The sequence below is a fragment of the Gulosibacter sp. 10 genome, from assembly GCF_900163695.1.
Taxonomy (GTDB): Bacteria; Actinomycetota; Actinomycetes; order Actinomycetales; family Microbacteriaceae; genus Gulosibacter.
Genome location: NZ_FUIC01000021.1, coordinates 50,832 through 72,389, shown reverse-complemented (window position 1 = coordinate 72,389; position 21,558 = coordinate 50,832). Strand labels below are relative to the sequence as shown.

The 21,558-nt window shown below is 70.9% G+C and carries 19 protein-coding genes and 1 CRISPR repeat array; of the genes, 9 read left to right on the top strand and 10 right to left on the bottom strand.

Features of this window, described 5'->3' with window-relative positions; translation table 11 throughout:
- The first annotated feature begins 3 nt into the window (after nucleotides 1-3).
- Genes FM112_RS08520 through FM112_RS08505 form a run of 4 tightly spaced genes read left to right on the top strand, consistent with a single transcriptional unit; the run spans nucleotide 4 to nucleotide 4,119 of the window.
- Nucleotides 4-1,248, top strand: a complete 1,245-nt coding sequence (locus FM112_RS08520; RefSeq protein ID WP_087006541.1) for a pyridoxal phosphate-dependent aminotransferase — start codon at nucleotides 4-6, stop codon at nucleotides 1,246-1,248.
- Entirely contained in the window at nucleotides 1,245-1,652 is a 408-nt protein-coding gene (locus tag FM112_RS08515) for a Rid family hydrolase (RefSeq protein ID WP_087006467.1), read from the top strand. Before FM112_RS08520 ends, FM112_RS08515 begins: the two co-directional genes overlap by 4 nt.
- Nucleotides 1,645-2,769 (top strand): FAD-dependent oxidoreductase, encoded by a 1,125-nt coding sequence (locus FM112_RS08510; protein ID WP_087006465.1) that lies wholly within the window; start codon nucleotides 1,645-1,647, stop codon nucleotides 2,767-2,769. Before FM112_RS08515 ends, FM112_RS08510 begins: the two co-directional genes overlap by 8 nt.
- A 33-nt stretch (nucleotides 2,770-2,802) precedes the next feature.
- On the top strand, nucleotides 2,803-4,119 hold the full coding sequence (locus FM112_RS08505) for an MFS transporter (protein WP_087006463.1): 1,317 nt from the start codon (nucleotides 2,803-2,805) through the stop codon (nucleotides 4,117-4,119).
- Between the two features lie 62 nt (nucleotides 4,120-4,181).
- On the opposite strand, the gene FM112_RS08500 is transcribed toward FM112_RS08505, so the two are convergent.
- The 5 genes from FM112_RS08500 to FM112_RS17235 all read right to left on the bottom strand — a co-directional run bounded on the left by FM112_RS08500 (nucleotide 4,182) and on the right by FM112_RS17235 (nucleotide 9,464).
- Nucleotides 4,182-5,171 carry a Gfo/Idh/MocA family protein gene (locus tag FM112_RS08500; RefSeq protein WP_087006460.1) on the bottom strand — a complete coding sequence of 330 codons (990 nt, stop codon included), beginning with the start codon at nucleotides 5,169-5,171 and terminating at the stop codon, nucleotides 4,182-4,184.
- A gap of 11 nt (nucleotides 5,172-5,182) precedes the next feature.
- On the bottom strand, nucleotides 5,183-5,920 hold the full coding sequence (locus FM112_RS08495) for an SDR family oxidoreductase (RefSeq protein WP_087006458.1): 738 nt from the start codon (nucleotides 5,918-5,920) through the stop codon (nucleotides 5,183-5,185).
- A 208-nt stretch (nucleotides 5,921-6,128) separates the two neighbouring features.
- The gene (locus tag FM112_RS08490) at nucleotides 6,129-7,046 is read right to left on the bottom strand and encodes a hypothetical protein (RefSeq protein WP_087006456.1); all 918 of its coding nucleotides are present in this window, start codon (nucleotides 7,044-7,046) and stop codon (nucleotides 6,129-6,131) included.
- Between the two features lie 221 nt (nucleotides 7,047-7,267).
- Nucleotides 7,268-8,257, bottom strand: a complete 990-nt coding sequence (locus tag FM112_RS16870) for a hypothetical protein (protein WP_140400631.1) — start codon at nucleotides 8,255-8,257, stop codon at nucleotides 7,268-7,270.
- 295 nt (nucleotides 8,258-8,552) lie between these two features.
- A CRISPR array of direct repeats spans nucleotides 8,553-9,190; the repeat unit is 28 nt; unit sequence GGCCTACCTCCGTCCACACGGAGAGGGC.
- Between the two features lie 100 nt (nucleotides 9,191-9,290).
- The gene (locus FM112_RS17235) at nucleotides 9,291-9,464 is read right to left on the bottom strand and encodes a hypothetical protein (protein ID WP_176386750.1); all 174 of its coding nucleotides are present in this window, start codon (nucleotides 9,462-9,464) and stop codon (nucleotides 9,291-9,293) included.
- Between the two features lie 149 nt (nucleotides 9,465-9,613).
- Here FM112_RS17235 and FM112_RS08480 point away from each other — a divergent pair, with 149 nt between their 5' ends.
- Nucleotides 9,614-10,276 carry a TIGR00645 family protein gene (locus FM112_RS08480; protein WP_254910425.1) on the top strand — a complete coding sequence of 221 codons (663 nt, stop codon included), beginning with the start codon at nucleotides 9,614-9,616 and terminating at the stop codon, nucleotides 10,274-10,276.
- Nucleotides 10,277-10,291: 15 nt separating this feature from the next.
- Here the strand turns inward: FM112_RS08480 and FM112_RS08475 are convergent, their stop codons facing one another.
- Nucleotides 10,292-10,894: a DNA-binding response regulator gene (locus FM112_RS08475; protein ID WP_087006452.1), complete on the bottom strand. Its 603-nt coding sequence runs from the start codon at nucleotides 10,892-10,894 to the stop codon at nucleotides 10,292-10,294.
- A complete protein-coding gene (locus FM112_RS08470; RefSeq protein ID WP_087006450.1) occupies nucleotides 10,891-12,048 on the bottom strand; it encodes a sensor histidine kinase in 1,158 nt (385 codons plus the stop codon). The genes FM112_RS08475 and FM112_RS08470 overlap by 4 nt, the downstream gene beginning before the upstream one ends.
- A 111-nt stretch (nucleotides 12,049-12,159) precedes the next feature.
- On the opposite strand from FM112_RS08470, the gene FM112_RS08465 reads away from it, so the two are divergent.
- Both FM112_RS08465 and FM112_RS08460 read left to right on the top strand, forming a co-directional pair.
- Nucleotides 12,160-13,047 carry an ABC transporter ATP-binding protein gene (locus FM112_RS08465; RefSeq protein WP_176386749.1) on the top strand — a complete coding sequence of 296 codons (888 nt, stop codon included), beginning with the start codon at nucleotides 12,160-12,162 and terminating at the stop codon, nucleotides 13,045-13,047.
- 45 nt (nucleotides 13,048-13,092) lie between these two features.
- A complete protein-coding gene (locus FM112_RS08460; protein WP_087006446.1) occupies nucleotides 13,093-13,815 on the top strand; it encodes an ABC transporter permease in 723 nt (240 codons plus the stop codon).
- A 4-nt stretch (nucleotides 13,816-13,819) separates the two neighbouring features.
- On the opposite strand, the gene FM112_RS08455 is transcribed toward FM112_RS08460, so the two are convergent.
- Nucleotides 13,820-14,818, bottom strand: a complete 999-nt coding sequence (locus tag FM112_RS08455) for a putative FMN-dependent luciferase-like monooxygenase (protein WP_087006443.1) — start codon at nucleotides 14,816-14,818, stop codon at nucleotides 13,820-13,822.
- A gap of 154 nt (nucleotides 14,819-14,972) precedes the next feature.
- Between FM112_RS08455 and FM112_RS08450 the strand changes: the two genes are divergently transcribed.
- Together FM112_RS08450 and katG are read left to right on the top strand one after the other, a co-directional pair.
- Nucleotides 14,973-15,485: a Fur family transcriptional regulator gene (locus FM112_RS08450; protein WP_254910424.1), complete on the top strand. Its 513-nt coding sequence runs from the start codon at nucleotides 14,973-14,975 to the stop codon at nucleotides 15,483-15,485.
- The gene (katG, locus tag FM112_RS08445) at nucleotides 15,475-17,748 is read left to right on the top strand and encodes a catalase/peroxidase HPI (protein WP_087006441.1); all 2,274 of its coding nucleotides are present in this window, start codon (nucleotides 15,475-15,477) and stop codon (nucleotides 17,746-17,748) included. Before FM112_RS08450 ends, katG begins: the two co-directional genes overlap by 11 nt.
- Nucleotides 17,749-17,854: 106 nt before the next feature.
- On the opposite strand, the gene FM112_RS08440 is transcribed toward katG, so the two are convergent.
- Both FM112_RS08440 and FM112_RS08435 read right to left on the bottom strand, forming a co-directional pair.
- A complete protein-coding gene (locus tag FM112_RS08440; RefSeq protein WP_087006439.1) occupies nucleotides 17,855-19,891 on the bottom strand; it encodes a primary-amine oxidase in 2,037 nt (678 codons plus the stop codon).
- 126 nt (nucleotides 19,892-20,017) lie between these two features.
- Complete coding sequence (locus FM112_RS08435; protein WP_176386748.1) at nucleotides 20,018-21,487, bottom strand: PLP-dependent aminotransferase family protein; 1,470 nt, start codon at nucleotides 21,485-21,487, stop codon at nucleotides 20,018-20,020.
- Between the last annotated feature and the right edge of the window lie 71 nt (nucleotides 21,488-21,558).

The window sequence follows — 21,558 nt, the reverse complement described above, 5'->3', positions numbered from 1 at the left end:
ATGATGACTGACAAGGACAACGGACCAGCCACCAGCCGACGCCTGCGCGAGGCGGGCATCGGCGGCCGCATCGACGGCGCGACCGTTCGCGAGGCCGACCGCGCGCTGCTCGCGGCCACAGGGCCCGACTCGCTCGACACCACCCACTTCGACACGGTGCGGTTCCCCGCGCCCGATTGGGCCGCGGAGCTCTTCGCCGAGGCAGCCGAGGACGGCTCGCAGGCCTACACCGTGTACCGCGGCAGCGACGAGGTGCGCGGGGCGCTCGCGCCGGTGCTCTCGGAGTGGTTCGGATTCGACGTCGACCCCGCCACCGATCTGCTGATCACGCCCGGCAGCCAGGCCGGCCTGTTCACCACGCTGACGGCGATGGTGGACCCGGGCGACGCGGTCGTGGTCTTCGACCCCGAGTACCTCTTCTCCGAGCGCATCCTCACCTTCCTCGGCGCGGACATCCGCCGGGTCCCGATCGAGCTCGACGGCGAGCAGCCCCGTCCGGACTTCGCCGCGCTCGAGGCGGCGCTCAGCGCCCGCCCCGGGCTGCTGGTGTTCTCGCATCCCAACAATCCCACGGGTGCGGTCTACCCCCGCGAGGTGCTGCAGCGCATCGCCGAACTCGCGGCTCGGTACGACGTGACCGTGCTCGTGGACGAGCTCTACGGTCGGCTCGTGTACCCGGGCACCGAGTTCGTGCACCTGGCCTCGCTGCCGGGCATGCGGGAGCGCACCATCACACTGCTCGGGCCCTCGAAGACCGAGTCGCTGAGCGGCTACCGGCTCGGCGTCGTGCTCGCCCCGGCGAGCGTCGTGCAGGCCGCCGAGGACGTGCTCTCCTTCACCTCCCTCCGCGCCCCCGGCTATGCGCAGCACGTGCTCAAGGGCTGGCTCGTCAGGGACCGCGAGTGGGTCGCGGAGCGCGTGGCCGATCTCGAGAAGCTCCGCGCCTTCACGATCGACACCCTCTCGACGCTCGACTGGCTCGAGATGTCGCCCCAGCGAGGCACTGCGTACATCTTCATCGACGTGCGCGCCATCGGCCTGTCCGACACCGAGATCGCCGAGACGCTCGCGCGCGAGGCGAACGTGCTCGTCAGCCCCGGGTATCAGTTCGGCCCCGGCGGAGTCGGGCACATCCGCATCTGCTACGCCCGCGACGAGGCGCAGTGGAAGGTTGCGCTGACCCGGATCGTGGAAGTGCTGCAGTCGCTGTACACCGCGAATCACGAGCCGGAGGCGGTGACCTCGTGAGCACCGGGGAAGTGCGGACGGCGCAGGCCCCGGCCCCGGCAGGTTCCTACAGCCAGGCCGTCCGGGCCGGGAGTCTCGTCTTCCTCTCCGGGCAGACGCCGCGCACCCCGGACGGGATCCGGCACGCGGATGCGCCGTTCGAGGACCAGGTGCGGATCGTGATGGAGAACCTCGCGGCGGTCGCGGACGCGGCGGGGGCATCGCTCGCCGACGCCGTCAAGGTCACCGTGTACCTGCGCGATCCCGCTCGCACCGCGGCGGCATTCGACCGCGTGTACCGGGATCACCTCCGCACGGCGGAGCCGCTCCCGGCCCGAGCGCTCGTGCAATCGGACCTCCCGAACGGCGAGGTCGAGGTCGAGGCGATCCTCTATCGGCGCGGGGAGGCCGGGCACGATGCATGACGTCATCATCATCGGGGCGGGCATGACCGGCGCGGCCGCCGCCTGGGCCGCGGCCAAGCGGGGACGATCGGCGCTCGTTCTCGAGGCAGGGCGGCTCCACCACCGTCGCGGCAGCTCGCACGGCACCTCGCGCATCTTCCGCACCGTGAACGAGTCGGCGAAGTACAGCCGGATGGTGCACCGCTCGCAGGGACTCTGGCGCGAGGTCGAGCAGGAGTCGGGGACGAGCATCCTCAGGATGCGCGGCGCGCTCGACTTCGGCCCGACCCGGAACGTCGATTCGCTGTACGCCGCGGCCCGGCGGAGCGGCACCGACTGCGAGCTGCTCACCGCCGAGGCGGCGCAGGAGCGCTGGCCCTCGTTCCGGTTCCCCACGGCGGTGATCCACCACCGCGAGGCCGGGACGATCGACCCGCAGGCCGCGATCCGGGCGATGCTCGACATCGCGATCGACAACGGCGCCGAACTGCGGACGAGCACCCCCGTGCTCGCCCTGCGGGAGGAGGCGAACGGCGTGCTGGTCGAGACCCCCTCCGGCACTTTCCGTGGGCGCACGGCCGTGATCGCCGCGGGCCCGTGGCTGCCCGAGCTCTTCGCCGCCACCTTCCCCGACGTCCCGCCTCCGATGGTGACCGTCAACGAGCAGAACGTCTTCCACTTCCGCCAGCGGGACCCCGAGGAGCAGTGGCCGGTGTTCGTCTACAAGGGCGGCCTGCAGCTGTTCGCGCTGCCCTCGGGCGCGGACGGCGGCTCCGAGCCCGCGATCAAGATCGGACGCCACAACCCCGGCAAGGTCGTCACGCCGGACCGCAGGGACGGCGTTCCGACGGCCGAGAACCGCGAGATCATCACGCGCTTCGTCGAGGAGCACGTCCCCGGCCTCGAGCCGACCCCGGTGGGCGGCGACGCCTGCCTCTACACCATCACCCGCAACGACGATTTCATCCTGGACCGGATCGGCAGCATCGTCGTGGCCTCCCCCTGCTCCGGCCAAGGAGCGAAGTTCATGCCCGTGGTCGGCGAGATCATCGCCGGCCTCGCCTTCGAGAACGCCCCCGCCGATCCGGACTTTTCCATCCCCACCCACGCGCAGCAGCCGATCACGGCCGCCCGCTAGGTGATCCCCTGACAACGAAGTTGGAGATCCACCATGTCCACCCCCACCGTTGATACCAGCACCGATGCCTCCCGCCTGGCGGGGCAGCGGCGCAAAGCGACCATCGCCGGCAGCGCCGGCATGTTCATCGAGTTCTACGAATTCGGCGTCTACGGCGCGATGGCGCCCATCATCGCCACCGTCTTCTTCCCGGCGGATACCGGCTTCATCGGCCTGCTCGCCACCTGGGCCATCTTCGGCGTCACGTTCTTCGTGCGGCCGCTCGGCGGCTTCGTGCTCGGCGTGCTCGGCGACAAGCTGGGGCGCAAGACGGCGCTGCTCCTGTCCATCCTCATCATCACGATCGCGACGACGCTCATCGGACTGACCCCCGGCTACGCCGCGATCGGCGTGGCGGCGCCCATCCTGCTCCTGCTGTTCCGGCTCGCCCAGGGCTTCTCCGCCGGAGGCGAGGTCTCGGCCGCGATGACCTTCGTGGGCGAGCACGCCGACCCCAAGCGCCGGGCCTTCGCCGTCTCCTTCGTGCAGTCCGCGAGCTTCGTCGCGCTGCTGTGCGGCACCGGCCTCGGCATCGTCCTCACCTCGCTGCTCGACGATCAGGCGATGCACGACTGGGGCTGGAGGATCCCGTTCCTGCTCTCGCTGCCGCTCGGCCTGTTCGGGCTGTGGCTGCGCCGCTCCATCGGCGAGACCGAGGTGTTCCAGGTGAAGAAGGAGACCGGCAACATCGCCGTCAACCCGGCGCGCGAGATGATGAGCACGGCGAGCAACCGCCGCAACCTGTGGATCGCGATGCTCCTGCCCGTGCTCAACGGCGTCGGCTACTACGTGGTGTACAACTACCTGCCCACCTACCTGTCGACCTCCCTCGGTTTCACCTCGCTCGACAGCTTCATCATCACCTCGGTCGGTCTCCTGGCGCTGTGCATCGCCGTGCCCTTCGCCGCCATCGCGGCAGACCGGTGGGGCCGTAGGACGGTGCTGCTCATCTCGGCCGTGGCGATGGCCGTGCTCACCTTCCCGGCCTACGGGCTGATGCAGAACGGCACCATGGCCTGGGCGATCGCGGGCATCGTCGGCCTGTCGATCTTCTTCGCGGGACAGACCGGCGTGATCCACACCGCGCTGCTGGAGATGTTCCCCGCCGCGGTGCGCACGACGGCCTACTCGGTCGGCTACAACATCGGTCTCGCGATCTTCGGGGGAGCGGGGCCGCTCGTCGTCACGAGCCTGATCGGGCAGACGGGGAACAACGACATCGTCGCGTTCTATGTGATCGGCGCGGCCGTGGTGACATTCGTCTGCGGCCTGTTCATGGCCGAGACGAAGGCCAGGTCGCTGCACGACTGATCGCGACGAAGCAGGGGCTTCCCCGAGCATCCGCTCGGGGAAGCCCCTGCTTCGCGTTCCGGCTACTCGACGGGAGAGGGGGCGCCGCCCGCGTCGAGGCTGCGCACCGCGGCCTCGAGCACGCCGATGCCGTTGAGCACCTCCGGCAGGGGCGCGAGCCGTGCGCGGTCCCCGCTCGTCACCGCCTCGGCGAACGCCTCGAGCTCGCTGCGCTCGAGGTCGCCCCGCGCGAAGGTGTGCGTGTCGACGCCCTCCTCGGTGCTGCTGGTCACCGTCCACTGGTCGTTCATCTGCAGCCAGCCCCGGGTGCCGAAGATCTGCAGGCGCCAGCAGGAGGGCGTCGCGGTGAGCGTGCTCACGTATCCGGTGCGACCGGAGACGAAGTCGAGGGCGAGGTCGGTGGTGTCGTCGATATCCACGGTCAGCACCTGCCGTCTCGACCGCGTCGCGACCCGCTCGACCGGTCCGAGCAGGCCGATGAACGCGTCGATCACGTGGACGGCCATGAGCGTCAAACCGCCCGCCGGCGTCTCGGCGGGGTTCGCGTGCCACGCCTCCTTCGCGTACCCGAGGCCGAAGGGGCCCGAGAAATTTCCCTCGACGTGCAGGGGCGTGCCGATCCGGCCCTCGTGCACGGCATCCGCGACGAAGCGGTACGCCTGCAGGAGCCGCCTGTTGAACCCCACCACGAGCGTCCGCCGGCGCGCATCCGCGAGCTCGACGAGTTCCTGCGCGGCGCGCAGCTCGAGGGCCAGCGGCTTCTCGACGAAGACGTCCTTGCCGGCCTCGAGCGCCTCGCGGACGTGCGCGGCGTGCAGGCTGTGGGGAGAGGCGATGACGACGGCCTCCACATCCGCCGACGCGAGGAGTGCGGTGAGGTCGGGATACAGCGCCAGCCCGTGCCGGTCGGCGAAGTCCCGGGCGCGTTCGGGACGACCGGTGGCCGCCGCGGTGAACCGGATCGAGCCGCTCGGGTCTGAATCGGGGCCCTGCACGGAGGTGACGAGTCTGCGGCCCCAGCGTCCGAGGCCGATGATGGCGGCGTTGATCATGTTCACGCTCCTCAGCTCGAGGCTCCACCGTCGATGACGACGACGGAGCCTGTGGTGAACGACGACTCGTCGCTCGCGAGATATGCGGCGAGTGCGGCGATGTCCTCGGGCGTGCCCATCCTGCCCACCGGCTGCCGGCTCGCGAAATCGGCGGCCGCCCGCTCCGGATCGGGCATCGCGTCGATGCGGGCGCGCATCGACGGGGTGTCCACCGCGGAGGGTGCGATGGCGTTGCAGCGGATGCCCCGCGCCGCGTAGTCGGCCGCGACGGACTTCGTGAAGCCGATGATCGCGGCCTTGCTCGTCGCGTATGCGAGCCGGTTCGGGAAACCTCGGATGGACGACTGCACCGAGCTCATCGTGATGATGCTCCCCGAACCCGCTTCGAGCATGCCGGGCAGGAAGGCGGCCGTGGCGGCGAACGCCGTGCCGACGTTGAGTCGGAACGACGCATCGAGCTCCGCAGCCGTGGTCTCGAGCAGCGCGCCGACGTGGACGAAGCCCACCCCGTTGAACAGCGCGTCGATCGGACCGGTGCGGCGGGCGAGTTCGGCGAGGGCCTCCGCGTCGGTGACGTCGCAGGCCGCCGTAGTGACCCCCTCGACGCCGTCGAGCTCGGAGAGCGCGTCGGCGTTGAGGTCCACAGCCCAGACCTGCGCGCCTTCGGCGACGAACCGCTCCACCACCCCTCTGCCGATTCCTTGGGCCGCGGCGGTGACCACGGCGGTTCTTCCTTGCAGACGGTTCATGAGCGCCTCTCTTCATCGAGTCAGGAGCGATTGCGCGCAGAGCGGATTCTGCGCGCGGATTGCCATCTCACCCTCTCAGTAGAAGCCCACAGTGTCAACAGTTTTCAGTTGACGTGACAAGGGTGAATATCAGCGCCGACGGCGGGGGTGATCGGAACGCGAAGAAGCCGGCCGCTCCGCGAGCAGCCGGCTTCTTCACGCCACAGATCTAGTTCTTCGGCTTGCGCGTCATGACGTCCACCGCGGTGAGCGCGATGAGCAGCACGCCGGCGAGCAGCAGGAGGTAGACGCCGATGCCGACGGTGACCGAGATGCCCGCATAGTCCGAGCCGACGCCCGAGACCTCGAAGAGCACTTGCAGCGAACGCAGCAGGGCGATCACGCCCGAGACCGCGGCGAGGCCCCACGCGCTCGAGAGCGTTCCCGGCTTGCTGCCGAAGATGGCGAAGAGCATGCCGCCGATCACGCCGAGGAAGAGGATGAGCGGGAGGAAGCTCCAGCGCGCGCCGCCGGCGAAGAAGTTCGCCGATTCGCTGCCGAGGTAGCCCGCGCTCGCGGTGATCGCAGGCAGGAACAGCGCGACGAAGCCGATGACCGAGGCGAGGATGATGCCGAGCTGGGGCCAGGTGCACTTGGCGAGCAGGCTATTGGGATCCTTGCTCGCGCGCAGTCCGGGCTGGGACTCCGCCTTGGCCATGTAGCCCCTCAGGCCCTTCTGCTGCTGCGCCTGCTGTCCCTGCTGGCCGAACTGGTCGTTCGCCTGCTGCCCGTAGTTCTGCGGAGGCTGCTGCGGCTGCGGGTATCCGGCCTGGGGCTGCTGCTGGCCGTACCCCTGCGCGGGCTGCCCGGGCTGGGCGTAACCCGGCTGCGAGGGCTGGCCGTACCCCGTCTGCGGAGGCTGACCGTCGCGGGGCTGCTGCTGGCCGTACTGCGGTTGCGCCGCCTGCGGCCGGCTCGCCTGGTTCTGGCGGATCCAGTGTGCCAGATCGGGCGGGCAGCTCGGGTTCGCGAGGACGGCCTGCCACAGGTCGGGGCGGGTCTGGGCCGCGTGGGCGAGCGTCGCCTGATCGATGCCCGGGTTGCCGAGCTCCTGGGCGGTGAAGGTGGCGGGGTTGCGATCGTTCATCGCGGTCTCCGTTCGATGGTCATGCTGCGAATCGCTCCGGTCCGGGGCGAGATCGTGCCGGGGCCGCCCGGCCCCGTCGGCGTCGAGACGCGTATTTGGGCGGAATCGAGAGTACCGGCAGCATTCATCCTCCGCCCCAGAACTCATCCTGCAGTCGGATATCGAAAAACCGGCCGGCCGCCCCTCGAAGGGCGACCGGCCGGCGATGTCCGACGAGTGCGTCAGCTCTTGCGGCGCTGCATGATGTCGAGCACCGCTCCCGCGATGAGTGCGATGCCGACGATGAGGATCGCGAAGATGCCGATGCCGGGAGCGACACCGTAGCCGCCCGCCTGTGCGAGCGTGGCGATGGCGTCGATGAGCGCGACGAGGCCGGCGATCACCGCCACGACCCAGGCGATGATCAGTACCACCTTCTGGGGCGAGACCGCTGAGAAGATGGTCATGCCGATCGTGCCGAGGAACAGGATGAGCAGGAAGATGCCGTCCGGCGACTGGATGAAGCTGGCCGAGACGCTGAAGCCGAAGGCGCTGGCCGAGACGGCGGGCAGGAAGAGGCCGATGAAGCCGACGACGGCGGCGATGACCACGCCCACCTGCCCCCAGGTGAACTTGTGCAGGAAGCTGTTCGGGTCGTTGCTGGCCCGCTTGCCCGCGCTCTGCGCCGCGTCGTTGAGGAAGTTCTTGGCGCCGTTCGCCATCTGCTGGGCGCCGTCGGCGAACTGATTCGAGCCGCCCTGCTGCTGTCCCTGCTGGCCGTATCCTGGCTGGCCCTGACCGTTGGGCTGCTGCTGGCCGTACGTCGGCTGCTGGCCCTGGCCGTAGCCCTGCTGAGGCTGCTGCTGCCCGTAGGTGGGCTGCTGGCCGTAGCCGCCCTGCGGCTGCTGACCGGCTTGGGGCTGCTGACCGGGCTCGGACTGCTGGCCCGACTGCGGTTCGCCGAAGCCCGGCTGCGAGGAGGGGGTCTGCTGCTGGGACCCGGCCGAGGCGGTCGGGTCGGGCTGCGGCTCCGCCTGCGGCGCCGGCGCGACCTGCTGGGTGCTCTGCTGCTGTCGGATCCAGCTGCCCAGCTCGGGGTAGCAGTTGGGGTTGGACAGGATGGCCGACCACAGGTCGGGCCGTACCGAAGCTGCGTGGGCGAGCGTCGCGGCGTCGGTGCTCGGGCTGCTCAGTTCTTCGGCAGTGAAGCTGTCGGGCTGGCGATCGTTCATCGCTCTCTCCGTTCAATTCGTCGTGCAGGGATTGGCGCTGGTTGTGCCTTCGTCGGCCGATCGACCCGTCGGCCCGGGGCCTGTCGGCATCATATCGACAGAGCGGTTGCGCGACGCCAAGGACCACGGCCAATGTCATCCGCTGGTACGACCTGACGCGGTGCCGGATGGGCTATTCGCGCGGATGCCCAGCGGGCATGGCGTCGCAGGAATGGCGTTTCGGCCTGCCCGGAGCCCGGGCTTCCGCCTACGCGGAGGGGGCGACCCGATATGGCCGAACGCCGCGAACAATGCAGGCTGACTTCCGTCCACACGGAGAGCGCTGCCTCCGTAGCTCAGCGGATAGAGCAGTCGACGGCCTACCTCCGTCCACACGGAGAGGGCGTAGAGCCGATATAGCCGAGGGTCTGGCGTTGAGGCCTACCTCCGTCCACACGGAGAGGGCTAGTGGACTACCCGGTAACGGGGATCAACCCTAGGCCTACCTCCGTCCACACGGAGAGGGCTCGACGAGCTGGTCGCGGTGCAGCCAGCGGAGGGGCCTACCTCCGTCCACACGGAGAGGGCCGCGAGGTCAAACAGGGTCGGCACGGCGGCGGCGGCCTACCTCCGTCCACACGGAGAGGGCTTGCCCACTCGCTGAACGTGCTCACTTGGCCTCGGCCTACCTCCGTCCACACGGAGAGGGCGTCCGCTCTGTCGTGGTGGAGCTGACGCACGGGGGCCTACCTCCGTCCACACGGAGAGGGCGCAGTGACTGGTTCCTCGGCCGCGACACAGACAGGCCTACCTCCGTCCACACGGAGAGGGCGACGGCTTCGAGGGCGTGGCGCTCGGTGCGACGGGCCTACCTCCGTCCACACGGAGAGGGCGCGAACCTCGACGGCGGCTTTACGATTGGTCCAGGCCTACCTCCGTCCACACGGAGAGGGCACTTCCTGACCAGGGTTTCCTCCCCGACGCGACGCAGCGTTCATTCACTTTGGAGTTGTCCGATCCGGGCGCATTTCTCACGAACGAGCCCTGGCCCACCTTAACGCGGACCGCCCCGCTCGAGCTCCAGGGCGATCATGGTGTGCCGGCCTTCGACGGCCTCGACCGTCACCGCGGTGCAGGCCTGCACGACCCCGTGCCAGGCATCGCGGATGGGCAGCCCCGGTTCGTATCCGGACGAGTGGTCGCTCGGCGTGCGCACCTGCCGCAGCAAGCTTCGTCGCCATGCGGCACAGGCTAGGTCAGCGAAGCCACGGCGGGCTCCAAGCTTCGCGCGGCGGACTGCCCATACGATTTTCTCCTTCCCCGCGCAGGGCGCCGCCCGCGCATCCTTCGGACTTACGAGAAAGTCGATTCCGACGCGTGACTTCAAGCCACACCCATCCCGATCCCTCGACGAGCACGACCGAGATCCCCGACAACCCGTCGGACGTCCCCAGCCCCGTCCGCGACGAACCGGCCCGGCGCGGAGCGCTCGGCTACGTGATCTTCGCCAGCCGGTGGCTGCAGGCCCCGCTCTACCTGGGCCTCATCGTCGCGCAGCTGCTCTACGTCATCGTGTTCCTCGTGGAGCTCTGGCATCTCACCGAGGACGTCCTGTTCGGACTCGAAGAGCTCAACGAGGCGAAGATCATGCTGGCGGTGCTCGGCCTCATCGACGTCGTCATGATCGCGAACCTGCTCATCATGGTGATCATGGGCGGCTACGAGATCTTCGTCTCGAGGCTGCGGGTCAACGACCATCCGGACCAGCCGGACTGGCTCAACCACGTCAACGCCAACGTGCTCAAGGTCAAGCTGGCGATCTCGATCATCTCGATCTCGTCCATCCATCTGCTGCGCACGTTCATCGAGGTCGGCAACATCGGCGCGCCCAGCAGCAACGGCGACGTCACCGGCGAGACGTACACCTCCGAGGGCGTCTTCTGGCAGGTCATGATCCACCTGGCCTTCATCGTCTCCGCGCTCGCACTGGCCTGGATCGACAAGATGTCGCAGCAGTACCACCCCGAGCAGCGCCCCTGAGTCGAGGGCACGAGGCTAGATCCAGTCGCGCTCGCGCGCGTACCGGGCGGCCTCGTGCCTCGTCTTCGACTGCGTCTTCTGGATCGCGCTGGACAGGTAGTTCCCGACGGTGCCCTCGGCGAGATGCAGGCGTCCTGCCATCTCCTTGACGGAGTATCCGGCGCGGGTCTCCCGCAGCACATCCAGCTCGCGATCGGTCAGCGGGCAGTCGTCGATGACGGCCGAGGCGGATACGTCCGGATCGACCCAGCGCCTGCCCTCGTGCAGCGTGCGGATCACCTCCGCGATATGCTCCGGTTCCGCCGACTTGCTGACGAACCCCCGCACGCCCAGCTTCAGCGCCCGCCGCAGCACACCGGGCCGCGCGTGACGGGTGAGCATCAGCACCGCCTGGTCCGGGGCGGAGCGGAGCACCTTCGCAGCCGCGTCGAGGCCGTCCCCGCCGGGCATCTCGAGGTCGAGCACGAGCACGTCCGGCCGGTGCTCGAGGAACGCGGCGACGGCGGTCGCGCCGTCGGGCGCCTGGCCGACGACGCGGATGTCCCCCCGCGCCGGCAACAGCGCGGCGAGGGCGCTCCGGAGCAGCGCCTCGTCGTCGGCGAGCATCACCGTGATCATGCGCGATCCTCTTCCCGTTCGGAGGCGCCCGATGCAGGCGCGGGGCGGGGGAAGTCCGCCGCCGTGACGAACCGCGGCGAGACCCGGCGGATGCGCAGGGCGCCGCCCCGCGCCGCGACCCGCTCCCGCAGGCCGAGCAGCCCGTGCAGCCCCGGCTCGCCCTCCGCCGAGACGCCGTCGTTCTCGATCTCGATCCCCCGCTCGTGCAGCGCGATGCGCACCTCGGCGGCCTGCGCGTGGCGGAGGATGTTCGTGGTGGCCTCGCGGAGCACCTGGGCCAGCAGCTCCTCCGTCGCGTCGGGGAACGTCCTGCCGAGGCGGCCCTCGACGCGCACGTCGATGCCCGCAGCCTCGAAGAGGTTCTTCGCGTTCTCGAGCTCGGCGGGGAGATTGATCCGCCGCTCGGCGTGCGCGAGGGCGCGCGTCTGCGCGATGGTCTCGCCCACGAGTTCGCGCACCTCGCGGAGTTCGTCGAGCGTCGGCGCGCCCGCCGCCCCCGTGCCCCGGACGAGGCCCTCGGCCACCGAGACCTTGAGCTTGACGACGTGGAGGGTGTGGCCCTGGATGTCGTGCAGGTCGCTCGCGAATCGCATCCGCTCGCGCATGATGCCGAGCTCGGTCTCGGCGTGCTGCGCCCGTTCCAGATCGCGCAGGATGAACCAGTACTGCTCGATGAGCAGGACGACTCCGGCCGCGAAGGCTGTGAGCGCCATCGGCAGGCCGACGAACCGCCCGACGGCCTCCCAGTCGAGCGGCAGGCGGATGAGCGCGAGGGCGCCGATGGCGCCCACGAAGACGGCGAGGCATGGGATGAGCAGCAGCGGCCTGACGCGGCGCCGGGCGATGAGGGAGGCCCCGGTCAGCGCGAGCCCGAAGAACCCGAAGGGGTTCAGCGCGGTGAGCGCGCATGCAAGCCAGACGAGCAGCGAGACGAGCGAGGCGTAGACCGAGTACGCGCGTGTGCCGGCCGTGTCGCGGTCGAAGAGCATCGGGAAAGTCCCGAGCACGCCGGCGCCGAGGATGAGCGCCTCCCACCAGGCGTCCGAGGTGACGGCGATGGCCACCAGGCACAGGGGAGCGACCGCCACGACGACCGTGAGCACCGTCGTGCGGTGCATCCGGCGGTGCGCCTCGGTATTCGCTGCAGTCGTCATGACCCCTCAGTCTTGCAGTCCGCCGCGCAGGGCAGTAGTGATGCCGCGTCACATCCCGCTCGTGAACGCGCGCCACTACCCGGGCGTCCGGGAAGCCGGTGGACTCGGGGCATGCAGAACGAACCAGTGATCGAAGTCGAACGGCTCGGCGTCGCGTACGGCGCCTTTCACGCGGTGCGAGACCTCTCGTTCTCCGTCGGACGGGGCGAGCTCTACGCGCTGCTCGGGACCAATGGGGCGGGGAAGACCTCCACCCTCGAGGTCGTCGAAGGGCATCGCGCCCCGAGCTCCGGAACGGTGCGGGTCTTCGGCGAGAGCCCCCGCAACCGGGCCGAGGTGCGGCCCCGCGTCGGTATCATGCTCCAGGAGAGCGGGTTCAGCCCAGACCTCACAGTGGGGGAGACGGTGGCGCTCATCGGCGGGCTCACCGGACGCGCCGATCGGGTCGACCGCGTCGTCGGCCTCGTGGGGCTGGACCGGAAATCCGACACGAAGGTCTCGCAGCTCTCGGGCGGCGAGCAGCGCCGCCTCGACTTCGCGACCGCGATCTACGGCTCGCCCGAGCTGATCTTCCTCGACGAGCCGACGACGGGGCTCGACGTGGAGTCGCGAGACGCGCTGTGGCGCACCGTCGACCGGATGCGCGAGGACGGCGCGACGGTGGTGCTCACGACGCACTACCTCGAGGAGGCGCAGCAGCGCGCCGACCGCATCGGGCTCATGCACGAGGGCAGCCTCAGGGTCGAGGGCACCGTCGCCGACCTCACCGCGGCGCTGCCCGCCACCATCCGCTTCCGGCCGCCGCGGGCAGTGCCCGCGCCGTCGCCCCTGCCGACGAGTGAGACCGAGGATGGCCGCCTGCTCGTCGAGACCCACGCCCTGCAGCGCGACCTGCACACACTCCTCGGCTGGGCGGACCGCCACGGCCTCGAGCTCCGGGAGCTCGAGGCCGGCCCCACCAGCCTCGACGGCGTCTTCCGCTCCGTGGCGCGGAGCTGACCGCCGCCCCGAATCCCCGTACGTCACTCGAAAGGCAACCTCATCGTGTTCGCAATCGCCCGCAGCGAGTTCCGGCAGATCCTCCGCAACCGGATGGTCTTCTTCAGCGCCACCGTCATCCCGGTCGGCCTCAGCCTGCTCTTCATCGCCCAGCGCGAGATCTTCGCGCAGTTCCCGGCAGGGGCGGGCTTCCTCGCAGGCGTCTTCATGGTCATCCTCATCGGCATGGGCCTCTACGCCACCGCCGTGACCACTCTCGCCTCGAGGCGGCAGACGCTGTTCCTGAAGCGCTTGCGCTCCACCGCGATCGGCGATGCAGGCATCCTCATCGGCATCCTCGCGCCTCCGGCGATCATCGGCGTCGTCCAGGTGGCGGCCGTGCTGACCGTGCTCGGCGTCGTGGGGGAGGCGAGCCCGAACATCCCCCTGCTCGCGGCATCGGCCCTCTCGCTCGTGGTGATGATGATCGGCTTCGCCCTCGCGACGGCCGGGATCACGCAGTCGCCCGAGCACGCGCAGGTCACCACGCTGCCCATCACGCTGGGCACCTCGGCGATCGCCTTCTGGATCGGGTTCACCGGGACCGCCGATCTCGCGTGGCTCAAACGGCTGCTCCCGGGCGGCTCGGCCACCGAGCTCACCGTGGGCGCCTGGAACCGGACGCTCGATGCGGGCGAGGCGCTCGTCCTGCTCGCCCCGACCATCCTCTGGGCCGTCGTCGCGGTCGTGCTGGCGCGGGCGATGTTCCGCTGGGAGCCCCGCCGCTGACAGCTCAGGCGCCGGCCCCGCCCCAGCCCAGCTGCGGCGCGACCTCCGTGGCGATGAGCTCGAGCGAGCGCAGCGCGAGCTCGTGCCCCGGGTCGATCGAATGCACCTGGAACGACACCTCGTCGGCCCGGGCCGCGGTCGCATCCGCGCCGAGGCGGTCGACGACCTCGGGCACCGTGCCGAAGCAAGTGTTCGTCAGGGCGAACAGCTCGTCGAGGTCGCCGGCGGAGGCCTCCGGACTGCGGAGGAATCCGCGGGCGAGCGAGCGCACCCGCTCCTCCGCGTGGCGCAGGGCGGCGGCGCGGTTCTCCTCGTCCACGACGACGAGCGTCCGCGACGCGAGGATGCGCGGCTCGACGCCCTCGGGCAGCGCCCGGAGGTATTCGTCGATGATCGGCAGCTGCACGTCGTCGAGCGTCTGCCCGGTCTCGCGGACCTGCGTGCGCGACAGCATGAGCCCGTCGCCCGCACGACCCGCGCGCCGGGCTCCGGAGGGCGAGAGCGTCGCCTGCCAGATGCGGCCGGGGAGCGTCGGCGCCGCAGGCTGGAGGTGCCGCCCGGATTCGTCGAGCGGCCGCCCGGCCAGCGCCTCGCGGAGCCGCGCGAGCTTCTCCGCGAAGAGGTCGTTGCGGTCGCGGCCGCCGAAGCCGAAGAGCTCCAGGGACTCCGGCGAAGCGCCGGTGCCGACGCCCAGCTCCACGCGCCCGCCCGAGAGCAGGTCGAGCACGGCGGCGTCCTCCGCGGTGCGGACGGCGTTCTCGTGGGCCAGCGTGACGACCCCGGTGCCGAGGCGGATGCGGGAGGTGCGCTCGGCCGCGGCGGCGAGCAGCAGGAACGGCGAGGGCAGCCCGCCCTCGGCCGCGTCGAAATGATGCTGCGCGATCCACGCCGTCGAGAACCCGAGCCGCTCCGCGTGCTCGATCTGCTCGAGCGCGAAGTGGTACCGCTCGGCGGCCGGCGCGTCCTCGAGTAGGCGGGTGAAGAATCCGATGCGTGGCGACAACGGGCGACCTCGTTTCACGGTATTCGGCCGGAGCCGGGGTGAAGGACAGGCGAACCGGCAGGCTACCCCGCCGTTCCGGCCGCGCCAAGACGAGCCCCGTAAGACGTCGTCACGTTCACGGCCGCTCCGGCGGCGGCGACGCTACACTTCGCGCGTGGAGCAAGCAACGAGCCGTCCAGTCCCGGCGTGGGCCGAGCGCCTCCGCGGCGCGGGGCTGCGGGTCACGGCGGGGCGCCTCGCCGCGCTCGAGTACCTCGAGCACCACCCGCACAGCTCGGCCGTGGAGATCCACGCGGGCATCGGCCAGGCGCTGCCCTCCATCACCCTGCAGTCGGCGCACAACATCGTGCACGACCTGCAGCGGCGCGGCCTGATCCGCCGGATCGACTTGCCGGACTCCGCGGCCGCCCGCTACGAGACCCGCGTGGACGAGCACCACCATCATGTGCAGTGCGTCGAATGCGGCCTCATCGAGGACGTCGAGGTGCCCGCGGAGGGCGTCCCCTTCCTCGAGCCCCGGATGCACCACGGGGTCCGGATCCTCGACGCCGAGGTCACGTTCAAGGGCCTCTGCGCCGAATGCCTCGCAGCGCGGGCCGATGCGCGCGACGAGAACCCGTCCCAGCCACCCCAACAGCCCCATGAGGAGAACATGAATGTCCGATGACACCCTGTCGAAATGCCCGGTCGACCACGGCGAGTTCACCGAGCACGCCCCGCAGTCCTCGCAAGCCGTGGAGGGCTCGCAGGCCGAGGGCGAGCGACTGCCGTACCCCACGCAGGGCGCAGCGAACCAGCGATGGTGGGACAACCGCCTCAATCTCAAGGTGCTCGCGAAGAATCCTGCCGTGTCCAACCCCCTGGGCGAGGCCTTCGACTACCGCGCCGCGTTCGAGGCGCTGGACCTGGCCGAGGTGAAGGAGGACATCGCCCGCACGCTCACCGAGTCGCAGCCGTGGTGGCCCGCCGACTTCGGCAACTACGGCCCGCTCATCATCCGCATGGCGTGGCACAGCGCCGGCACCTACCGCGCCTTCGACGGCCGGGGCGGCGGCGGTACCGGTCAGCAGCGCTTCGCGCCGCTCAACAGCTGGCCCGACAACGTCAGCCTCGACAAGGCGCGCCGAATCCTGTGGCCGGTCAAGAAGAAGTACGGCCGGAGCCTCTCGTGGGGCGACCTCATGATCCTCGCCGGCAACGTCGCGCTCGAATCGATGGGCTTCGAGACCGCCGGCTTCGGCGGCGGCCGTCCCGACGCGTGGGAGCCCGACGACGACGTCTACTGGGGCGCCGAGACCACCTGGCTCGGCACCGACAAGCGCTACGAGTCGAGCGAGGAGCGCGAGGGGCTCGAGAAGCCGCTCGCGGCGACGACGATGGGGCTCATCTACGTGAACCCCGAGGGCCCCGAGGGCAACCCGGACCCGGCGCTCGCGGCGCGCGACATCCGCGAGACCTTCAAGCGCATGGGGATGGACGACGAGGAGACCGTGGCGCTGATCGCCGGCGGGCACACCTTCGGCAAGACGCACGGCGCCGCGCCGGACGGGGACCACGTGGGCGTGGAGCCGGAGTCGGCGCCGATCGAGGCGCAGGGGCTCGGCTGGTCCAACGACTACGGCGCGGGCAAGGGCGACGACACGATCACCAGCGGCATCGAGGTGACCTGGACGTACCATCCCACGCGCTGGGACAACGAGTTCCTCCACATCCTCTACGCCTACGAGTGGGAGCTGGTCACCGGCGAGGGCGGCCACTACCACTGGCGGCCCAAGGACGGCGCGGGCGAGGACATGGTGCCGTTCGCGCACTCCGACCGCCGGCGCGAGCCGCGCATGCTCACGACGGACATCGCGCTCCGCGTCGACCCCGACTACGACAGGGTCTCGCGGCGGTTCAAGGACGACCACAGGGCGCTGTCGGACGCGTTCGCGCGCGCGTGGTTCAAACTCACGCACCGCGACATGGGGCCGAAGTCCCGCTATCTCGGGGCCGAGGTGCCCGAGGTCGACTACCCGTGGCAGGATCCGCTCCCCGAGCCCGAGTTCGCGCCGCTCGACGAGGCGGCCGTCGCCGAGCTGAAGCGACGGGTGCTCGAATCGGGTCTGAGCGTGGCGGAGCTCGTGAAGACGGCGTGGGCGTCGGCCTCGACGTTCCGCGGCAGCGACAAGCGCGGCGGCGCGAACGGCGCGCGCATCCGCCTCGAGCCGCAGCGCAGCTGGGCGGTGAACGAGCCGGAGCGGCTCGCGCCCGTGCTCGCAACGCTCGAGCAGATCCAGGCGGCGTTCAACGCCGAGGAGCCCGGCCGCGGCGTCTCGTTCGCCGACCTCATCGTGATCGCCGGCAACGCCGCCGTGGAGGAGGCCGCGCGGGCGGCCGGCTTCGAGGCAACGGTGCCGTTCACCCCGGGCCGGGTGGACGCGACGCAGGAGCAGACCGACGTCGAGTCGTTCGGCTACCTCGAGCCGCGCATCGACGGCTTCCGCAACTACAAGGGCGTCGAGGGGCTGCGGCTGCCGACCGAGCACCACCTCGTCGATCGCGCGAACCTGCTCACCCTGAGCGCCCCCGAGCTGACGGTGCTCGTCGGCGGCCTGCGGGTGCTCGGCGCCAACCACGGCGACAGCGAATTCGGCCTGCTCACCGACCGGCCGGGCCGGCTCACGAACGACTACTTCGTGAACCTGCTCGAACTCGGCACCACCTGGCGTCCGCTCGACGACGGGTCGGAGACCTTCCAGGCCTTCGACGACGCCACGGGCGAGGCCACGTGGAAGGGCACCCGCGCCGACCTGGTCTTCGCCTCCAACTCCGAGCTGCGCGCCGTGGCCGAGGTGTACGCGAGCGACGACGCGCACGAGCAGTTCGTGCGGGACTTCGTCGCGGCATGGGCGAAGGTCGCCGACCTCGACCGGTTCGACGTGCGCTGACGGCGGCCGGCTGACGGCGCGGCGGCGCCGCTTCGACGAGTCGCAGCGGAACGGCCCGGCGCCCCGATCGGGGCGCCGGGCCGTTCCGCGTCGCGGCGCCGGCCGGTCAGCCGCAGCAGCCCTCGCCCTCGGAGGCCTCGCCCGAGCAGCATCCGCCCGCGGAGTCGTCCGCGGCGCAGGCGCCCTGCGAGCGCGCATCCGAGGGCAGGTCCATGGTGGGGTTGCGGTCGAGGAAGCCGTAGGGCTTGAACCAGAAGCCCGAGTAGTCGACGGGCATCACGGGCCAGTCCTCGGGCCGCGGCACGTGGGTGGGCCCGAAGCAGTGCCAGAGCACGACGTCCTCGCCGTCGAGGCTGCGGTCGTCCTTGGTCCAGCTCGGCAGTCCGGCCCAGCCCGCGTGCTGGTTGGGGTAGTCGCCGGCCGGGTAGAGCTCGCGCGGCGCGTACTGCGTGGCCCACAGGTGCTTGGTGGCGAAGTTGGCGCGCGCGTACACCGTCGACTCGGGATCGGCCATGAGCACGGGCTTGCCCTCGGGGATGAGGTGGAACGCGGTGGGCCTGCCCACGTGGTTCGTCCGGTGGGCGCTGCGGACCTCCCACACCCGGTTCGCCTCGTTGTCCGCCATGCGCTGCGCCTCGAGCTCGCTGCGCAGCTGCGTCTGCTCGTAGGTGAACGCGTTGCCGTAGGGGTTCTGCGAGCCCATCGGGATGCGGCGCACATCGACCTCGTGCACCGTGTTGTCCTCCCCGTCGACGGCCGTGTCGAGGCGGGCGCAGAAGATGTGCTGGTGCACCGGGGTGAAGATGCCGGGCGCGATCTCCGGGCCGTGCGGCGCCTCCGAGCCGGGATGGTTCGCGCCGGCGAACACCACGCCCGTGGCCTTGGCCTCGACCTGGATGGAGCCGTCGAGGTAGAAGTACCAGAAGAAGCCGTAGTCGTAGTTGCCCACGGTGGCGAAGTAGCTGACCACGAGGCGGCGGCTGCGACGCACGTCCGCCTTGCCCTCGAGATCGGTGTGCTTCCACTGGATGCCGTAGTCCTCCTCGTGCATGCAGATCACCTGCGGGATCTTGTGCGCATGGCCGTGGTCGTCGGCGACGAAGCCGTCGAAGTAGTGGATGACGCCGAGGCAGTCGCAGCCGAGCGCGAGCGAGTTCGCGCTCTTGCCGAGCAGGTACTCGCCGGCGTCGAAGTAGCTGATCCAGTAGCGGGTGAAGTTCGGGTCGCCGTAGGGCACGACCATCTCGGGCACGCTCGCGCGGGTGAGCACCGGCCGGTCCTCGTCGCCGTCGCGGAAGCTGACGGTGTTGAGCACGAGGCCCTCGCGGGCGTTGAAGCCCACCCGGAACTTCCAGTTCTCCCACTGCACGAGGCCGCCGTCGACCGAGAAGCTCGGCCCCTCGGGCATGCTGATGTCGATCGGCTTGAGCGAGGTGCGGGCGGGGCCCTGCGCGTCGAGGCCGTAGTTGCCGTGCTCCATCGGCACGGGCACGTCGCCCTCGTCCTCTACTTTGACGACGCGGCGCTCGGTGAGGTTCACGAGCGCGATGAGCCCCTCGACCGGATGCGCCCACGGGCTGTCGCCCGGGTTGGGGATGAGGTAGGTGAGCGAGCGCAGCATGCGATGCCCGTTCTCGTCCTCCCGGTCGGGGAAGTAGCCCGGCGCGAGCGGCGAGCAGAAGCACGTGTCGATGTACCGGCCGAGTCCGCGGCGCTCCATGGCCGCGCGCCAGCCCGGATCGGCCTTGACGATCTCGCCGACCTCCTCGAACTCCTCGAGCAGCACCTGCGGCTGCCCGTACGGGTGCTCGCGATTGGGCAGCACCCGGTAGTCGTCCACCTCGCCGCGGGTGAGCGAGACGATCGCCTCGGCGGACTCCCCGCTCGGCCGGTCGAGCAGGGTCGCGATGACGCGCCGGTCGAGCGGCGCGCCGGGGCGCCACTCCTCGACCTCCCGCTTGTCGGGGTCGAGCGGGAGCAGCATCGGTACCCGGGTGTCCTCGCCGAGATGACCCGCCTCCACGAGGATCTCCCGGGCGCGGTCGATCTCGTCGGCGGTGAGCGGGTCGAGGGGGTGCGCGGCCTCGACGGGAGTCGTGACCCGCTTGCCGTGCGTATGGGTCTGATCAGGGGCGTGCGACATGGAACTCGTCTCCTCCTTGAGCGCGTGAGTCGGACATCGGCCGACACGGTTGCAGATAGTGTAAATCTACAAGCGTCGAGAAACGAGGGCGGATTCGGAATCGGCCTCGCCGCACCCGCGAGCCGGTCAGCCGAGCGCCCGGCGCAGGCGATCGAGCCCCTCGCGGAGCTCCGCATCGGCGAGGTGCGCGTAGCCGATCACGATGCTCCCGCCCTCCGACTCTCCGCCATCCGCCTCGCCGTTCGCGGCGGTGTCGGGGCGCTGCCAGTACGCGGCGCCGGGGGAGACCCGCACCCGAGCCCGCGCGCACGCGTCGAGCAGCGCCTCCTCGGGCATCCCGGTGCGGATCACGGCGTGCAGGCCGCCGTCCATGGGCGAGACCGTGGCGGCGGGCAGCTCGCCGAGCCGCTCGAGCACGAGGTCGCGGCGGTGCCGGTAGGCGCGGCGCACCCTCGCCGTATGGCGGTGCAGCTCGCCCGAGGCGAGGTAGTCGGCGAGCGCGTGCTGCACCACCGCGGAGACCGGCGTGCCGAGATCCGCGCGGGTCGCGAGGAGGCGGTCGCGCAGGGCGCCCGACGCGCACAGCATCCCGAGGCCGAGCGCCGGCGCCATCGTCTTCGAGAACGTGCCGAGCAGCGCGACGGTGCCCGCCTCGGGGTCGTCGAGCGCGGTGAGCGTGGGCAGCGGCTGGCCGACGTAGCGGAGCTCCGAGTCGTAGTCGTCCTCGAGCAGCAGCACGCCCTCGCGCTGCGCCCATTCGAGCAGCTCGAGGCGGCGGTCGACGGGCAGCGAGCCGCCGAGCGGGTACTGGTGGCTCGGCGTGACGATCGCGAGATCGGGCCGCGCGCCGCCGCTCGGCAGGAGGTCGGTGCGGAGCCCGGCGCGGTCCACCTCGAGCGGGACGAGCTCGGCGCCGAGCCGGGTGGCGGCCCGCCGGAGCGAGGGATAGCCGGGCGACTCCACGCCGACCCGCAGCGGCCGCGCCCCGCGCAGCTCCGAGTGCAGCGTCTGGAGCACGAGAGAGAGGCCCTCGCGCCCGCCCGCCGTCACGAGGAACCGATCGGCATCGCGCGAGAGCCCGCGCATCCGGCGGTAGTGCTCGGCGATCCGGCGTCGGAGCCGCGCATCGCCCTCGATGGGGAGCGGGGCGAGCTCCACATCCGACGCGGTGCGCCATGCCCGGCGCCAGGCCGGGGTGCGCAGCAGGTCGGTGGCCGGCTGGCCGGGCAGCATGTCGATGGCGGCGGGGCGCCCCGACGCGCGTCGGGGCAGGCGGAGGGGGCCGGTCGGGTTCGCCGGCCGCGGCCTCCCGGCGGCGGGATGCGCTGCCGGGAGCGAGGGGTTGATGCGGGTGGCCGAGCCGGCCTCGCCGACGAGGTACCCCTCGGCGGCGAGCTGCTCGTAGGCGGCGACGACCGTGCCGCGCGAGACCTCGAGCCGCGCCGCCCAGGCGCGGGTGGAGGGCAGCGGATCGCCCGGCCGGAGCGATCCCTGCTCGATGAGGGCGCGGACGGCCTGCGCGAGCTGCTGGGGCAGCCCGAGCGGGCCGCCGCGGTCGAGGGCGACGGGCAGTTCCGGGGCGGAGGCGGGGCGCACCGGTCCAGTCTCGCACAAGTGGTCCAGTGCAATGCCCTGGAAGTGGATCTGGAAATAGTCCACTGCGCTGC

Bases quoted from the DNA above. Each gene is read 5' to 3' on its own strand.
- FM112_RS08520 (WP_087006541.1), top strand. From the start codon at position 4: ATGACTGACAAGGACAACGGACCAGCCACCAGCCGACGCCTGCGCGAG.
- FM112_RS08510 (WP_087006465.1), top strand. From the start codon at position 1,645: ATGCATGACGTCATCATCATCGGGGCGGGCATGACCGGCGCGGCCGCC.
- FM112_RS08505 (WP_087006463.1), top strand. From the start codon at position 2,803: ATGTCCACCCCCACCGTTGATACCAGCACCGATGCCTCCCGCCTGGCG.
- FM112_RS08500 (WP_087006460.1), bottom strand. From the start codon at position 5,171: ATGATCAACGCCGCCATCATCGGCCTCGGACGCTGGGGCCGCAGACTC.
- FM112_RS08495 (WP_087006458.1), bottom strand. From the start codon at position 5,920: ATGAACCGTCTGCAAGGAAGAACCGCCGTGGTCACCGCCGCGGCCCAA.
- FM112_RS08490 (WP_087006456.1), bottom strand. From the start codon at position 7,046: ATGAACGATCGCAACCCCGCCACCTTCACCGCCCAGGAGCTCGGCAAC.
- FM112_RS16870 (WP_140400631.1), bottom strand. From the start codon at position 8,257: ATGAACGATCGCCAGCCCGACAGCTTCACTGCCGAAGAACTGAGCAGC.
- FM112_RS08475 (WP_087006452.1), bottom strand. From the start codon at position 10,894: ATGATCACGGTGATGCTCGCCGACGACGAGGCGCTGCTCCGGAGCGCC.
- FM112_RS08470 (WP_087006450.1), bottom strand. From the start codon at position 12,048: ATGACGACTGCAGCGAATACCGAGGCGCACCGCCGGATGCACCGCACG.
- FM112_RS08465 (WP_176386749.1), top strand. From the start codon at position 12,160: ATGCAGAACGAACCAGTGATCGAAGTCGAACGGCTCGGCGTCGCGTAC.
- katG (WP_087006441.1), top strand. From the start codon at position 15,475: ATGTCCGATGACACCCTGTCGAAATGCCCGGTCGACCACGGCGAGTTC.
- FM112_RS08440 (WP_087006439.1), bottom strand. From the start codon at position 19,891: ATGTCGCACGCCCCTGATCAGACCCATACGCACGGCAAGCGGGTCACG.